At 65.5% G+C, this 14,866-nt stretch carries 17 protein-coding genes; 7 read left to right on the top strand and 10 right to left on the bottom strand.

The annotated features are described in order from the left end of the window. Nucleotides 1-11 precede the first annotated feature (11 nt). Nucleotides 12-869 carry a purine-nucleoside phosphorylase gene (locus VKP62_10555; protein MEB3197631.1) on the bottom strand — a complete coding sequence of 286 codons (858 nt, stop codon included), beginning with the start codon at nt 867-869 and terminating at the stop codon, nt 12-14. 14 nt (nt 870-883) lie between these two features. Further along, a complete protein-coding gene (locus tag VKP62_10560) occupies nt 884-1,480 on the bottom strand; it encodes a YqeG family HAD IIIA-type phosphatase (protein MEB3197632.1) in 597 nt (198 codons plus the stop codon). A gap of 154 nt (nt 1,481-1,634) precedes the next feature. Between VKP62_10560 and VKP62_10565 the strand changes: the two genes are divergently transcribed. Then, entirely contained in the window at nt 1,635-2,528 is an 894-nt protein-coding gene (locus VKP62_10565; protein MEB3197633.1) for a tRNA threonylcarbamoyladenosine dehydratase, read from the top strand. A gap of 22 nt (nt 2,529-2,550) precedes the next feature. Here the strand turns inward: VKP62_10565 and VKP62_10570 are convergent, their stop codons facing one another. From VKP62_10570 to VKP62_10590, 5 genes are all read right to left on the bottom strand, one after another. Further along, nucleotides 2,551-3,375 (bottom strand): DUF2490 domain-containing protein, encoded by an 825-nt coding sequence (locus VKP62_10570; protein ID MEB3197634.1) that lies wholly within the window; start codon nt 3,373-3,375, stop codon nt 2,551-2,553. Nucleotides 3,376-3,392: 17 nt separating this feature from the next. Beyond that, a complete protein-coding gene (locus tag VKP62_10575) occupies nt 3,393-3,872 on the bottom strand; it encodes a hypothetical protein (GenBank protein MEB3197635.1) in 480 nt (159 codons plus the stop codon). Next, complete coding sequence (locus tag VKP62_10580) at nt 3,869-4,675, bottom strand: inositol monophosphatase family protein (GenBank protein MEB3197636.1); 807 nt, start codon at nt 4,673-4,675, stop codon at nt 3,869-3,871. The genes VKP62_10575 and VKP62_10580 overlap by 4 nt, the downstream gene beginning before the upstream one ends. 69 nt (nt 4,676-4,744) lie before the next feature. Continuing rightward, nucleotides 4,745-5,218 carry a peptidylprolyl isomerase gene (locus VKP62_10585; GenBank protein ID MEB3197637.1) on the bottom strand — a complete coding sequence of 158 codons (474 nt, stop codon included), beginning with the start codon at nt 5,216-5,218 and terminating at the stop codon, nt 4,745-4,747. Next, entirely contained in the window at nt 5,215-6,072 is an 858-nt protein-coding gene (locus VKP62_10590) for an MBL fold metallo-hydrolase (GenBank protein MEB3197638.1), read from the bottom strand. Before VKP62_10590 ends, VKP62_10585 begins: the two co-directional genes overlap by 4 nt. 293 nt (nt 6,073-6,365) lie before the next feature. On the opposite strand from VKP62_10590, the gene VKP62_10595 reads away from it, so the two are divergent. Genes VKP62_10595 through VKP62_10605 form a run of 3 tightly spaced genes read left to right on the top strand, consistent with a single transcriptional unit; the run spans nt 6,366 to nt 8,565 of the window. Beyond that, a complete protein-coding gene (locus VKP62_10595) occupies nt 6,366-7,493 on the top strand; it encodes an acyl-CoA dehydrogenase (protein ID MEB3197639.1) in 1,128 nt (375 codons plus the stop codon). After that, on the top strand, nt 7,493-8,041 hold the full coding sequence (locus VKP62_10600; protein MEB3197640.1) for a hypothetical protein: 549 nt from the start codon (nt 7,493-7,495) through the stop codon (nt 8,039-8,041). Before VKP62_10595 ends, VKP62_10600 begins: the two co-directional genes overlap by 1 nt. Beyond that, on the top strand, nt 8,014-8,565 hold the full coding sequence (locus VKP62_10605) for a hypothetical protein (protein MEB3197641.1): 552 nt from the start codon (nt 8,014-8,016) through the stop codon (nt 8,563-8,565). The genes VKP62_10600 and VKP62_10605 overlap by 28 nt, the downstream gene beginning before the upstream one ends. Before the next feature lie 43 nt (nt 8,566-8,608). Here VKP62_10605 and VKP62_10610 read toward each other — a convergent pair whose 3' ends face one another. Both VKP62_10610 and VKP62_10615 read right to left on the bottom strand, forming a co-directional pair. Next, a complete protein-coding gene (locus tag VKP62_10610) occupies nt 8,609-9,622 on the bottom strand; it encodes an HD domain-containing phosphohydrolase (protein MEB3197642.1) in 1,014 nt (337 codons plus the stop codon). Nucleotides 9,623-9,750: 128 nt separating this feature from the next. Next, a complete protein-coding gene (locus VKP62_10615; protein ID MEB3197643.1) occupies nt 9,751-10,053 on the bottom strand; it encodes a hypothetical protein in 303 nt (100 codons plus the stop codon). 303 nt (nt 10,054-10,356) lie between these two features. Here VKP62_10615 and VKP62_10620 point away from each other — a divergent pair, with 303 nt between their 5' ends. From VKP62_10620 to VKP62_10630, 3 genes are all read left to right on the top strand, one after another. Further along, nucleotides 10,357-11,745, top strand: a complete 1,389-nt coding sequence (locus VKP62_10620) for a hypothetical protein (GenBank protein MEB3197644.1) — start codon at nt 10,357-10,359, stop codon at nt 11,743-11,745. A gap of 10 nt (nt 11,746-11,755) precedes the next feature. After that, on the top strand, nt 11,756-12,889 hold the full coding sequence (locus VKP62_10625; protein MEB3197645.1) for a carboxylate-amine ligase: 1,134 nt from the start codon (nt 11,756-11,758) through the stop codon (nt 12,887-12,889). A 64-nt stretch (nt 12,890-12,953) separates the two neighbouring features. Beyond that, nucleotides 12,954-13,913 (top strand): hypothetical protein, encoded by a 960-nt coding sequence (locus VKP62_10630; protein MEB3197646.1) that lies wholly within the window; start codon nt 12,954-12,956, stop codon nt 13,911-13,913. Between the two features lie 103 nt (nt 13,914-14,016). Here VKP62_10630 and VKP62_10635 read toward each other — a convergent pair. Beyond that, nucleotides 14,017-14,866, bottom strand: an 850-nt coding sequence (locus tag VKP62_10635) for a DUF4351 domain-containing protein (GenBank protein ID MEB3197647.1), incomplete at its 5' end; no start/stop codon positions are given.

The raw sequence follows: 14,866 nt of genomic DNA on the forward strand, positions 1-14,866 counted from the left end.
GCGGGCCTGCGCTACCCCTGACGGCTGGGCGCCACCGCGATGGCGGCCCGAAGCAGCGTTTCCATGTGGGCGGAGGCCGCCTTGGCCACATCGACGACCTCCTGGTGGGAGGTCTCCGCTGCGCCCGTGGGGGTGATGGAGATGTTGGTGATGCAGGAGAGGGCGACCACGCGCATGCCCAGGCTGTGGGCGCGGGCCACTTCCGGAACGGTCGACATCCCCACTGCATCGACCCCGGAAAACAGCAGGAAGCGGTTTTCCGCCATCGTCTCGTAGGAAGGCCCCAGCAGGCCGACATAGACGCCCTCTCGGAGCGCAATACCCGCTTCCATGGCGGCACGAGACAGCCGACCGCGCCAGGCGACATCGTAGGGTTCGACGGCGTGGAGCCCCGCCGCATCTTGCGCGTCGGTTGCGCCAGGGAAGCCGGCCTGGACCCCTTGCAGGTTGAGGTGGTCCGCCACCAGCATCAAATCACCCGGGCGCCAATCAGCGCGCAGGCCACCGGCGGCGTTGGTGAGCACCAGGTCGCGCACCCCGAGGGCGGCGAAACAGGCCACCAGGGTCAAGGCCTCGCCCAGGCCGTGCCCCTCATAGAGGTGAAAGCGGCCGCGCGCCACCAGCACCGGCGGGCCATCCGGGGCCGACCGTCCCCAGCTGAGTACGCCCTGGTGCCCGGCCACGGTGGCCTCCGGAAAGCCTGGCAAGTCCCCATAGGAGATGCTTCCCCCCTGCACCAGGTCTTCCAGTGCCTTGATGCCGGAACCCAGCACCACCGCGACCCGGGGGAGTTCGCCGGAGACCGCCAGGATGCGCTCCCGCAGCGCCTCAGCGGCCGGGTTGTGGGTATGCGATGGGGTTGCGGGCATGGGTACCTCCCTGGTCAGTCCGTCACGGTCGCTTCGTGGCTCGGGCGGGAGGCCGCATAGGGCATTCCCCCATGGCGTCGTAAAACATAGGTTTCCAGAGAGCGCATCCAGCGGCGGTGCCAGCGACGCGGCACCGATAGCGGATCGACCAGAATGGTCAACGCCCCCAGTCGATTGCCGCCGAGCACGTCCGTGAAGAGCTGGTCACCGACGATGGCCGCCTCTTCCGGGCGCAGGCCCAACTCCGCCAGGGCCCGCCGGAAAGAGCGACGACTCGGCTTGCGAGCGCGGGCGACGTAGGGCAGGCCCAGGTCGTGGGAGGCGATCGCCACCCGGCGTTCCGAGATGTTGTTTGACACCACATACACGGCGAAATCCGCCTTGACGGCCGCGATCCAGCGCTGAACGGCCGGGTCGGCCGTCGGGGACATCGCGGCGACCAGGGTGTCATCAAGGTCGAAGATCAGGCCCCGGATGCCGCGCTGCCGCAAGGCCCCCAGATCGATGTCGGAGACGTGCGCGACGCGCATTCCCGGCCTCAACAATCCGGGTGGCCTGTCCGGCGCGGGAGAGGCTGGCGAGAAGTCCGGTTCCAGGGAGGAGCTGGCCAAGGGATACCGTCCCGAGGAGCAGGCGCTTCAGGCATGCGCCGAACAGGGTCACCGGGCGCCTCTTGCGAAGGGGCCCATGGCAAGGATACCCTACATGAGCTTGCTCTGACACGGTTCGACGGGCAAGTGTCGCAGTTGTTCTGAGGGGTCGGTCGTGCTGCATCGTTTCAGTCGCCTGGAATTGCTGGTGGGTCGCGAGGGCTATGCCCGCCTGAAGGATGCGCGGGTGGCCGTGTTCGGCCTGGGCGGGGTGGGCTCCTACGCCGCCGAGGCGCTGGCCCGCGCGGCCGTTGGTGAGCTCACCATTGTCGACTTCGACCTGGTCTGCGCCACCAACGTGAATCGCCAGCTGCACGCCATGATCGGGACCATCGGCAAGCCCAAGTCCGAGGTGATGGCCGAGCGCATCAAAAAAATCAATCCGCACGGCAAGGTGATCGCGCACCAGACCTTCTACAACGCCGAGCGAGCGGAAGACCTGCTGGCCGGCCCGGATGGTCGAGGCTATGACTACGTGCTTGATTGCATCGATAACGTGACGGCCAAATTGCACCTGATCGCCACCGCCCACGGGCGCGGAATGCCGGTTATTGCGGCCATGGGGGCGGCCAGCAAGCTCGACCCCACCCGCATCAAGGTGGGCGATATCTCGGAGACGCAAACGTGTTCCCTGGCGAGGGACGTGCGCAAGGAACTGCGCCGCAAATACGGCATCACCTCCGGCATCAAGGCGGTCTGGTCTTCGGAGAAGCCCATCACGCCCGCGCCTGAGGTCGCAGACTGTACCGTCAAGTGCATCTGCCCCCCCACGCACGAGAAGGGCGTCAACGACTGCGAGTTGAAGAACCAGATCAACGGCACCATCTCGTACATGCCCGCCATGTTCGGCCTGATGATGGCCGGGGTGGCCTTACAGGACCTGCTGGCCGGGACGCCCTATGCGCCACCTGAGGCGCTGGAACATCCTTGTGGCGCTGTTTTTTCCCCTGCCGGAGAGGTGCTGGCGCCTCCCGCGCCCGAACGGGCCGCTTGCCCCGTTCCCGTCTGAGGAATCCCTGAGCCGGCTTCGCTCAGGACGGGTCGAACAGGGGCCGAAGCTGCGGGGCCAGGTACAGGTAGGCGTTCAGGATGCCGTCGTGTTCCCAGGCGTTGGCCTGTGAACGCGCGCGCCACATCACGCCCAGATCCAGGCGAGCATCGGCATTGAAGCGATAGCCGATGCCGACCTCGGCGCGATTCTGGGCCAACCCTTCGCCGTTGAATTCAAACAGGGGCTCATTCCAGGCGAAGGGGATCCAGCTGGCCCCGTCCGGCGCATAGGCGACCCGCAGCTGGTTGCGATAACGCAGATGCGCGGTCTGTCCGCTTCCCCCCCAGCGCATCCGATGTTCGAGTCGGTTGCGGTCACTGAACTGCCAGGGCCCCGTGCGCCACAGGAAGGTGGGCTCCAACTCCAGGCGATACTCCTGTAAGTAGTTGCCCGGCGTTGCCTGCACGCTGATGACGGTGGCCTGGGTTCCCACCACCAGCCACGGCGCCAGCGTCCAGAGCGGGCCAGCCCGGAAAAAATTCCAGCCCAATCCCGGGTAGCGCAGCCCGAGACGGACATCGCTGAAGGTACGCCAGTGAACGGGTTGCCCCGTCCAGGGCGCCCGCGAGGTCAGGGGCACTCGCCACTCCGTCCAGTTCCAGAACTCGACGTCGGCCCGAGCCGGGGCCGCGAGCCAGGGCGAGCACCAAAGCGTGACGCCCAAGGTGATGATGGCGGCCAGCTGTCGGTCGATGTTGCTTGAGTCACCCGTCCTGGTCTGTCGCCCCGCTCTGCGGGCCTTCCGCGGAGCGGCCCCCGTGTCCTCAGCAGGGCGCGAGGGGAATGGCATGTTCGGTTCTGTCATGGAAGCCATCCTTCCGCTCAGCGGGCGCGGCCGGTCCGCGCAAAGAAGGCCTGCAGGCGATCGAGATCGCCGGCATCGGCCGCGCGCTCGGTCGGGGCGACCGCCTTGGGAGCCTGTCGACGTCGCGGCGCGCCGCCCAGCACGGGGCCGAACGCATCTGCCAGACGGGCGGCCAGGTCCGCGTCCAGTTCGGGCAGCAATTCGCTGTAAAGCGACACGTGGCGGGCGCGACGTGAATGAGGCAGGCGGCTCAGCGCCTGGATCGTCTTGCCCTGAATTTCAGGGTCGTCTTGCCGCAGGCAGTCGGCCAGCCAGTGCATCCAGAGGTGTTCGACGGCTGGGTCGAGCAGGTTCCAGTTGGTACGGGCAAACAGCGTCAGTTGCTCCGTCAGGGGCAACTGGCGAAAGCGCCGATGCCAACCTCGCAACTCGGGTTCGTCCAGCGCTGGCCCGAACGGAGAGCGGGGCTTCGGCCGGGGATCCGGCGGTGTCGTCATGGGGTCCCGCCGGCGGCCGGCGTTCCGTTGGCCGCCGGCTGTCCTTGCAAGACCCCGATCATGGCTTCGTGTACCAGGCCATTCGAGGCCAGCACCTCCTTGCCGTAGATGCTGAAGGGCCCACCGTCGTAGGCTGAAACGCGTCCCCCCGCCTCCGAGACGATCACGCTGCCTGCGCAGAGGTCCCAGGGCGCCAGCCGGGGTTCCCAGAAGCCATCGAAGCGCCCGGCTGCCACCCAGGCCAGGTCGATCGCTGCCGACCCCAGGCGTCGGACCGCTTGCACGGCGTGTATGAACGAGCCGAAGTGCTGAAGGTTGCTCGACTTCACCTGTACGTCGTAAGGGAAGCCGGTCACCAGTAGAGAGCGGTTCAGGTCGTTGGTCTGCGAGACGTGAATCGGCTTCCCGTTCAGGGTTGCGCCGCAGCCCAACTCCGCGGCGTACAATTCATCCAGCACGGGAGCGTAGATGACGCCCAGCACGGGCACGCCATCGCGTTCGAGTCCGATCGACACGCAGAACAGCGGCAGGCCGTGCGCGTAATTGGTGGTGCCGTCGAGCGGATCGACCACCCAGCGGTAGCCGCCTCGGGTGGCCCCTTCGCTGGCGCCTGCTTCTTCCGACAAAATGGCATGGTCGGGGAAGCGGGCCCGGATCGCGTCCAGAATGATCCGTTCGGCCGCCAAGTCCATCTCGGTGACCAGGTCGATCGCGCCCTTGTAGCGGATCTCGCGAGGGCTGTTGAGCCCCTCTCGCAACACCTGGCCCGCCGCGCGGGCGGTCGCAATGGCAAAGTCGAGCACCTTCGAACCCTCCTGGGTCGGTGGGGGCAGCTGCGGCGATCTTCCGTCGCAGCTGCCCGGGGGGCGGGGTCAGGACACCGTAGAGGCGACCTCTTCGACCAGCACCGCCAGCATGGCGTCGCCGGCTTCGATCGCATCCACCACGTCCTGGCCGGCGGTGACTCGCCCGAAGACGGTGTGCATCCCGTCCAGCCAGGGGGTCTCGGTGTGGGTGATGAAGAACTGGCTGCCGCCCGTGTCCCGACCGGCGTGGGCCATCGAGAGCGTGCCTTTCAGGTGTTTGTGAGGGTTGCCGGCCGTCTCGCACTTGATCTTGTAGCCAGGCCCGCCCGTACCGACCTGCGGGTGTCCCTTGGGGAGTTCCTTGGAGAGCGGATCACCGCCCTGAATCATGAAGTTGGGGATCACCCGATGGAAGGTGGTGCCGTTGTAGACGCCAGTCTTGGCCAGCTGTTCGAAGTTCGCCACCGTGTTCGGGGCGTCGGCTGCGAACAGTTCCAGTTCGATGGTGCCTTTTTCGGTTTCGATGATCGCTCGTTTCACGCGATTGCTCCTTCTTGCGTCAACACCACGGGGTCCAAGGCCTGCCCGTTCTCGGACAGGCGGCAGGCGCCCCATTCGGTGTCGTGATAGAACAGCAGGTGCCAGCCACCTGCCGAAATTTTCTTGAGCCAGTGGGTCCGCTGCTCGATGGAGGTCAGCGGAAAGTTGTCGTAGGCCATCACCCAAAGCGGATGAAGGTGGTGGCGAGTGGGCATCAGGTCGCCCATGTACACCGCCTGCCCGTCGCTGCCCTCCAGCCGGATCACGATGTGCCCACGCGTGTGGCCGCCTGAGTGGTGCACATGGATGCCCGGCAGCACCTCGCCATCCCCCTCGACCAGGCGCACCACACCGGCCTGCTGCAGCGGTTCCCAGTTCTCGCGCAGGTAGGTGCCCTTGGCCCGGTCGAAGGGTTGGGTCAAGTCTTCCCACTCCAACTGGTGGATGTGCACCGTCGCGCGCGGAAAGGTGGGCCGCAGCGTGCCGTCGTCGTCGCGCCAGGTGGCGCCGCCGAGATGGTCGAAATCGCAGTGGCTCAGGATCACGTGGTCGATGTCGGCCGGCGTCAGGCCTCGCTGAGCCAGGCTGGTCAGCAGGGTGTCGGCTGGTTCGGCCGCGTAAATCTCCTGCTGCTTGGGGGGGAGTTTATTGCCGAGACCCGTATCCAGCAGGGCCCGGCCAAAGGGGCCGGTGACCAGCAGGCAATGGGTGCCGAGCCAGATGCGGTTGCGCGCGTCCGGGGTGGTCTTCTTCTCCCAGAGCGGCCGGGGCACCGGACCGAACATCGCCCCGCCGTCGAGCATGAATCGGCCGGCTGAGACCCAATCGATGGTCAGATTTCCGAGGTTCAACACGCCGTTTTTCCTGTCTCGCTGGGAGGCCTGCCTGCGCAACCCGGACGGGGAACCGGCCAATCCGGCCAACCCGATGGCGCCTGGTGCTTGAGGCGCGGGGCACGGATGTCGCCACGACGGCATGGTACCACGGGGCCTCCGCCGACCGCGGCATGGACGCCCGGGCGTTCGATCGGCTAAAATGAGACAGTCGCACAACCGCGCCCTGACGGGATCAGCGCCGATCCTGCACCCGATAGATGGAGGTCACCGTGGCCACGCTCGCGAACTCGGTTCGTTCCAATCCCTTTCACCTGACGGAGGACCAGCTCTCGCTCCAAGCGATGGTGCGCGAGTTCGCCGCAAAGGAGGTCTACCCGCTCGCCCCTGAGCTGGATGAACAGGAACGCTTCGGCAAGGAGATCTTTGACAAGCTGGCCGATCTGGGTTTGCTCGGCATCACGGTGCCTTCAGAGTATGGCGGTGGTGGGGCGGGTTACATGGAATACGCCCTGGTGGTGGAGGAATTGGGTGCGGCCTGCGGCTCCACCGGCCTCTCCTACGCTGCCCACAATTCGCTGGGGTGCGGCCCGATCGTTTACTTCGGCACCGAGGAACAGAAGCAGAAATACCTGCCCTCGCTGGCGAGCGGCAAGTACCTGGGTGCCTGGGGCCTGACGGAGCCGGGTGCCGGGTCGGATGCGGCTGGTCAGAAAACCACCGCGGTGCTGAACGGTGATCACTACTTGCTGAACGGTTCGAAGAACTTCATCACCAACAGCCCCTATGCCGGCGTGTTCACGATCATGGCCATGACTGACAAGAGCCAGGGTAACCGCGGCATCTCCGCCTTCCTGATCGAGCCCGGCTGGGAAGGCTTCTCGATCAGCAAGCACGAGAAGAAGATGGGCATGCGCGGCTCGCCGACCTGCTCGCTGGCCTTTGACAACGTCAAGGTGCCGGTCAGCAATCGCTCCGGCGAGGAGGGGACCGGCTTCAAGCAAGCCATGATCACCCTGGACTCCGGTCGTATCTCGATCGGCGCGCTGGCGCTGGGCATTGCGGAAGGGGCCTACCGCGAGGCGGTGCGCTACGCCAAGGACCGCAGCCAGTTCGGCCAGCCGATCGGCAAATTCCAGGCGGTCCAGTTCATGCTGGCCGACATGAGCACCAAGATTGCGGCAGCGCGCCACCTGGTGTACAACGCAGCCCGTTTGCGGGATGCCCACGAGCCCTTCAAGCTCGAGGCCTGCCAGGCCAAGCTGTACGCCTCCGAGATCGCCACCCAGGTGTGTCTGGATGCGATCCAGATTCACGGCGGCTACGGTTACACCCGGGATTATCCGGTGGAGCGCATGATGCGTGACGCCAAGCTGTGTGAGATCGGCGAGGGAACCAGCCAGGTGCAGCGCGTGGTGATTGCCAAGACGCTCGGGTTCTGATGGGCGATCTGCGACTGGCCTATTTCAAAACCATGGCCTGGGCCTCCGGCGCGTACGCCGGAGGCCTCATGGTCGTCGATGAAAATGGCCTGCCGCTCGATTTTCGCTACACCGACCCGGTTCAGCCGACGCGCCTGCAGGAGGTGCTTTACGGCAAGTCGCTGGATCGCCACATGCGCCAGGAAGTGCTTTTCAAGCACCTGACGGCCCGCATCGATCCGCGCCCCAACTGGCTGTTCGTGGACGACGATCAGCTCCTACACCTGACGGCCTGCGCGCCGGTGGTCTCGCTGGCCGAGACGCGCCTGCCCCCGCTGCGCGAAGCGGCCCTCTGCCAGGTCTTGTCCGAGACGGAATGGCTGCTGCAGGCCGGCGAGACGGGCAGCCCCCTCAAGTTCCGCGCGTACAAGCCGGAGTCAGGGGCGATCGAGTCGCTGGTCGACACGCTGGTGCTGGTGGCTGACTGTGGCCTCGACCCGGTCGAGCCCTTCAACCGGGTCCGGCAGGCCCTTGAAATCGCATGTGCGCCTTCCTCGGCCCCGGCCTGAAAACCCGCAGGGGCGACCTGGCGCTGGTTCCGTTCGCGCACCAGGAATCGACCGAGATGCGAGTCGCGGCCGCCTCGACGGCGGTGGTCTCGCCATCCGCGGGCCCGCCGCGCGCCGCGGCTGCGGCGCTGGCGATCGCCCCACCCAAGTCCCGCACGCGGGCGGAACTGGCCAAGCGTCTGGAGGATGCCGACCTGCCCACAAATGTGACCTTGCGCCAGGGCCTGGCTGCCGCCCGCGGCGTGCTGGCCGTACGGCGCCTGGTGCCGGCGGGGGAAATGCCCACGCCGCAGGTCTATCTCTGGCTGGATCGCCTGGCCAACGCCCGCCGCATCTCTGCCCTGCGGCTCGAACTGGTCGGCATCTTCCCGCGCCTGCCATTGGGCGAGGGCGCCACCATCCGGCTGGATTCCCAGCGGGATGAGGCCCACTTCCAGATCCTCGACGGGCCGCGCGTGCTCACGACGATCGCCGTGGCGCGGCGGCGGGACACGGGTGAGTCGGTGGTGGCGCGGCTGGTGTAGCCCAACCGCGCCCGAGGAGACGAGTTACTTTCCTGGCTGCCCGTCAGGCGGTGGCGGCCGCCGGTGGCGTCAGCACGTGGCGGGCCAGCCGCTCGACGAACTCCCCGTTGAGCTGGCTGCCGCTGACCTCCCGCATCACCCGGATGGCGCGCTCGGGCGGCATGCCGGGACGGTAGGAGCGGTCGCTGGTCATCGCGTCGTAGGTGTCGGCCACAGCCGTGATCTGAGCCAGCACGGGGATGCGATCGCCTTTCAGGCCTTCGGGGTAGCCGCGCCCGTCCACGCGCTCGTGGTGCGAGTAGACCACGTCCAGCATGGCATTGAAGTCATCGACGGGCTCCAGGATCTCACGGCCGACCGAGGGGTGGATCTTGATGTGTTCGAATTCCTCGTCACTGAGGCGTCCCGGCTTGTGCAGGATTTCCTGACGCACCGCGATCTTGCCGATGTCGTGCAGGGCCGCGCCGTGCTCCAGAATCTGCAGGTCGCGGGCAGAGAAGCCGCAGTCCGAGGCGATTGCCAGGGCATACTCGGCCACGCGCAACGAGTGCCCGTGGGTGTACGGATCCCGCGCTTCCAGGGCCTCGGCCAGCGAATCGACCATGGTGACGACATCCTGGCGCAGGCGGTCCATCAGGGCGCCGCGCGAGCGCTTGCGGACGACCTCGGCCGTCATCTCGGCAATCCTGGCGGCCAGCCCGTACACTTCGAAGGGGCGGGCGACCGAGACGACCGGGCCGTTGGCGTGCAGGCGGGCCATGTCGTCCGGGGGGCAGAGGACCGGGCGATCGCTCTGCAGCGGGCTCTGGCCCGCCACCAGCAGGGTCTTCAGCCCCGGGTGACGGCGGCGCAGTTCCCCGAGGTAGCCGGGGCCGTCGCCCTGGGCCAGGCGGCCATCGGAGACCAGCACGGCCAGGGCCGGAAGCTCTTTGGCCAGCTCGGCGGCATCACAGGCCGAAGCCGCCGTGTGCACATGAAACCCGGCGCTGGTCAAAATCTTGGCCACCGTCGCACGCACGACCGACTCGCTCTCGAGAACCAGGACGTGTTCGCCCATTCACCTTCCCCCGACCGGGTGGCCCTGCTTTACCATCATTCCCCGGGCACTCCGTTTCAATGTTATAGACAGATTAAGGTTAGAGGTTGCTAAAGACAATCAAAATTTTTTGGCGACCTGGTCGCGGATCACGGCAAACGGAACCGCAGAAAGGCCCCCGCGAAGCTCCCGGAGACATCTGCGGCCAGATCGAGAGGGTCGAACTGACTGTCCAGCACCTCCTTGATCCCACCCAAGGCGATCGTGATCAGGACCGCCTCGGGCACAGGGCGGCCCGCCCGGATCAGCTGGTCCGTGATGACGTAGCTCAGACCGAAATGGGCCGCTTTGTCTACCGGCACGGGCGGCCAGGTGATGGCCTCGGCGGGGCGGACCATCAGACCGAACGCCAGCAAGGCCGTCAATACAGGCATAAACAGGATTCGCTTCACGGCGGGACTCCAACTCCAACCACGGAGGCAAGGGACGAGCTGGTTGACTCGTTCCCTCAAGTTAATTAGCTGTTCTTGGGTTGAGGCACGTCGGTGACTCGACGCACGCCCGCCGGCGGCTTGACGGTCTCTCCAGACCAAGGTCGATTCCCGCGACTCAGGGACCGGCCACGCGCTGGCTGCTTTTGCGTCGACTTGCTAAAATGGTGTCACTGTGCCCCACACGGGACGTTCCTGAGGTCCACACGCAGCTGGCGTGGTGTTCAGGCATCGCTTCCGAACCAGCCGAGGATGTCCGCCCGCATGACCCAAGCCATCCGCCACGCATCGGTGGTTCAGAATGCCATCGATCATTACGATCAGCTGCTTCGCGAGGCGGGCCTCTCGGCGGCCGATTACCAGGCCTTCCAGCAGCGCGTGATTGCCGGGAAGATCACCTTTGGCGGTCGCTCCAGCTGCCCCTACCTGCGGCCCCAGTTCATCAGCGCCGCGCAGTGGCAGCACGTTCAGCACGTCTCCAAGCTCGTGAACCAGGCCATGGCGAAGGCCGCCGAGGTGATTCAGACTGACCCGGCGATCCGCGACCTGCTTCGCCTCACGCCTGAGGAAGAGACCCTGATCGGGCCCGATCCTGGGTACCCGTGGCTGACGCCCACCTGTCGCTACGATTCCTTTATCAGCGACAAGCACTACGGTTACGTCGAATTGAACGCCGAGTGCCCCGCCGGTCCGGCCTTCACCACCGTACTGGCCAACCTCTGGCTGGAAGAACCCGTCATGCAGCGATTCCAGGAGAAGTACCAGGTCGAAAGTTTCGACGTGCGGGTGCCATTGCTGGACATGCTCTTGAAGGTGTACGCGCACTGGCGGCAGAACGGCCACACCGACCGGAGAGAGAAGCCTCAGATCGCGATCATCGACTACCTCGATGTCCCGACGCTGGAAGAATTCTATCTTTGCCGAGACTACTTCCGCGCTCAGGGGCACATCTGCGAGGTGGCGGACCCGCGCGATCTGGTCTTCCAGGACGGACGCCTGCGGACCAAAGACGGTTACGAGATCGACCTGGTTTACCGTCGTCTGCTGACCAACGAATTCCTGGAACGCTTTGACCAGTTGCAAGCCTTCTGGGACGCCTACCGTCTGGGCGCGGCCTGCGTCGTCAACCCCTTCCGTTCCAAGCTGCTGCACAAGAAATCCATTTTTGCCGTTGTGACCGACGAACGCGTCATGGCGTGTTTCAGCCCAGAGGAGCGGGAGGCCGTTCAGAGTGCGGTGCCCTGGACGCGGTTGGTGCAGGCCGGTTCGACCCAGACCTTCACCGGTCAGACGATTGACCTGCTGCCGTGGATCGTCGAGAACCAGCAGAACCTTGTTTTGAAGCCCAATGATGAGTACGGCGGCAAGGGCATCTACATCGGCTGGACCAGTTCCGCGGAGGAGTGGGCCAAAGCCATCCAGGAAGCGCAGCAAACCCCGTATGTGGTGCAATGGAAGGTGGACGCGCCCCAGGTGCCGTTCCCCGTTTGGGGGGAGCAGGGCTTGGTCTGGGAGCCTCAGACCATCGACATCGATCCTTACATGTTCTTCGGGGAGGCCCACGGCTTCCTCACCCGGTTGTCGACCACCGCCCTGTGTAACGTCACGGCGGGGGGCGGCATTGTGCCCACCTTCGTCGTTTCCGAGAAGTAAAGGACGCGCCATGCCCAGGAACCTGGAACAGTTCACCATCGGGGTCGAGGAAGAGTACCAGATCGTCGATCCGGACACCCGTGAGTTGAAGAGTCACATCTCGGCGCTACTCGAAGAGGCCGGTGCCACCCTGGGCGATGCGCTCAAACCGGAAATGCACCAGTCCGTCATCGAGGTGGGCACGGGCATCTGCAAGAACGTCCAGGAAGCTCGGGCGGACGTGGCGCGCCTGCGTAAAGCGGTTGCCGACGCGGCACGGAAAGGCGGCATGCGCATTGCTGCAGCCAGTTCCCATCCATTCAGCGACTGGCGTGACCAGGCCATCACGGATCGGGAGCGGTACCACAATATCGTGGAAGACCTCCAGGATGTCGCGCGCGGCAACCTGGTCTTCGGCTTGCATTGCCACATCGGGATCCCGGATCGAGACCTGGCCATCGAGATCTTCAACGAGGCCCGCTACTTCCTACCTCACATTCTGGCCCTCTCCACCAGCAGTCCTTTCTGGCTGGGGCGTCAGACGGGCCTCAAGTCCGTTCGTTGCATCGTCTTCAAGCGGTTTCCGCGCACGGGCATTCCGGAAACCTTCCGCAGTTGGGGAGAGTTCGAAAGCTACGTCGACACCCTGATCAAAACCGGCTGCATCGACGATGGTAAGCGCATCTGGTGGGATCTGCGTCCGCATTCGTTCTTCAACACGATCGAGTTCCGGATTTGTGACCTGCCCACTTCGATCGATGACACCATCGCGATCGTGGCGTTGATTCAGGCGTTGGTGGCGAAGCTTTACGTGCTGCGCAGTCAGGACCTGGGCTTCCGGGTCTATTCCAGCGCCTTGATCGAAGAGAACAAGTGGCGCGCGTATCGCTATGGCATCCACGGCAAGCTGATCGACTTCGGGATGAAGGCGGAGAAGCCCACCCCGGACCTGATCGAGGAACTGCTGGCCTTCGTGGATGACGTGGTGGACGAACTGGGCAGCCGGAAAGAGGTGGAGCACGTTCGCACCATTCTCAAGCGCGGCACCAGCGCGGACCGGCAACTGGAAATTTACAGGGAGACGAACGACCTCAAGGCCGTCGTCGATTGGGTGGTGGCCGAGACCACGGCGGGAATTGAAGCCCCTGCCGCGACCGGCGCCTGAAACGCATACGACACCCGTCCGGCGCTGACGCCGGGCGACCTTCGATGGAGATGAGCAGGTAACCATGGCAGCAAAGAAAATCGGGATCCTCTGCGGCTTTGAGGACAGCTTCCCCCACGCCTTCGTGAACAAGGTCAACGAACTGGGCGGCGGGGAAATTGTCGGTGAGTTCGTGCGTCTCGGGGCGCCCAAGATGGGTGAACCCTCTGGCTACGACCTGATCGTCGACCGCATCTCCCACGAAATCCTGACCTACAAGCCCTTCCTCAAGAACGCGGTTCTGACCGGCACTTACGTGGTCAACGACCCGTTCTGGTGGATGGCCGACGACAAGTTCTTCGATGGCGGGTTGGTCTCGCAACTGGGCGTGGCCCATCCTCGCACCACCGTGCTGCCGGCCAAGCGTCGCTTCCCGCGCACCACCGAGATGTCCTACCGCAACCAGGCCCTGGTGGACTGGAAGGAAGTCTTCGACTACATCGGCTTCCCGATGATCCTGAAGCCCTACGACGGCGGCGGCTGGCGCAACGTCTACAAGGTCAACAACGTGCAGGAATTCTTCAAGGCGTATGAAGAAACCGGCAACCTGGTCATGATCGCGCAGACCTGCATCGACTTCGACGACTACTTCCGCTGCCTGTGCATCGGCAAGGACAACGTGTTGCCCATTCGCTACAACCCGCGCGCCTATTTCCACGAGCGCTACGTCCCCGGCACGCCTGACCCCAGCGATCCGCTGGTGGCCCGCGTGATCAAGGACGCGCGCACCATCTGCCACGCGCTGGGCTACGACATGAACTCGGTCGAATTCGCCTGCAAGGACGGCGTGCCCTACGCCATCGACTTCATGAACCCCGCGCCGGACATGGACTACCACTCGATCCGCCCCGAGAACTTCGAGTGGGTCGTGAACGCCATGGCCGAGATGGCCGTGCGCTACGTCCGCGAAGGGCGCAAGATGCCCAAGCGTCACGCCTGGCAGTTCGCCCTCGACGAGGCCAAGCCCACGGCGGCGGCGAAGTAAGCGCTGCGCCAATTACAGGGCCCCTGCCACCAGGCGGGGGCCCTTTTTGGTGCGCGCAGGCCAGCGACGACTTTCCGGCCAGAGCGCCGGCAAGGCAGAGAACTCAGCCCTGCCTGCGCCGACCCTTGCGTGTCTTGGGCAGCGCCTTCAACCAGGCCGTCAGGTCTTCCGGCTGCCTGAAATCGAGCAGCGCCTCGCCCAGGTCTTCCAGCTGTTCGGTGGTCAGCCCTTCCAGCTGGGCCTGCCCCTCGGCGCCGGGCAGACCAATGCGACGGCCTAGCATGCGGAGAACGAAGCGGAGCGCTTCTTGCTGGCGGGCCTCGGCTTGCCCTTCGGAGCGGCCTTCGGCGCGACTTTCTGCTCGGACGGCGTCGAGGTAGGCCTCCACGGTCGGATACTTGAAGAAGGGACGAAGGGTCATCTGGACCTCCGGCAGGGCCTGGAACGCACGCGCAAGGGCGGCCTCCAGGGCTTTAGTGTAGCGCAGGACCGAGGGGGCGGGCAACGCCTGGAGGGCCTCCAGGGCAAGGGCCAGAGCCGGTATATCGGCCGGCTCTCGGCAGTGGGCGGCGGCGGCCAGGACGGCAAGGGGTGGGTTCGCCGCAGCAGCCTCAGGAACGGCGATAGGCGGCAGTTCGCTCGGGCCGACCACGAAGGGAGTGATGCTCCCCATATCGCCCATCGGAAGAGGATTCCGGGCCCAGGCGGCCACGTTCGGATCCGGGGCGAGAACGACGAGATTCGTGGGTACCTGGTGGCGGGCCTGGATGACGGAGACATAGACCGGCCAGGCCCAGCGCTTGCCCTCATCCCGGCGCAACTGCAGCTCCAGCACGACGATCCGCGCGACCGGTTCCCCGAGGGTCACGACCAGGTCAGCCCGCCACTCGACGGGCACGGCATCGACGATCGCCGTCTCGACCACCCGGGCGGGGCTGGCCGTGGGGACTTCC

Source organism: Candidatus Sericytochromatia bacterium (genome assembly GCA_035285325.1).
Classification (GTDB): domain Bacteria; phylum Cyanobacteriota; class Sericytochromatia; order S15B-MN24; family JAQBPE01; genus JAYKJB01.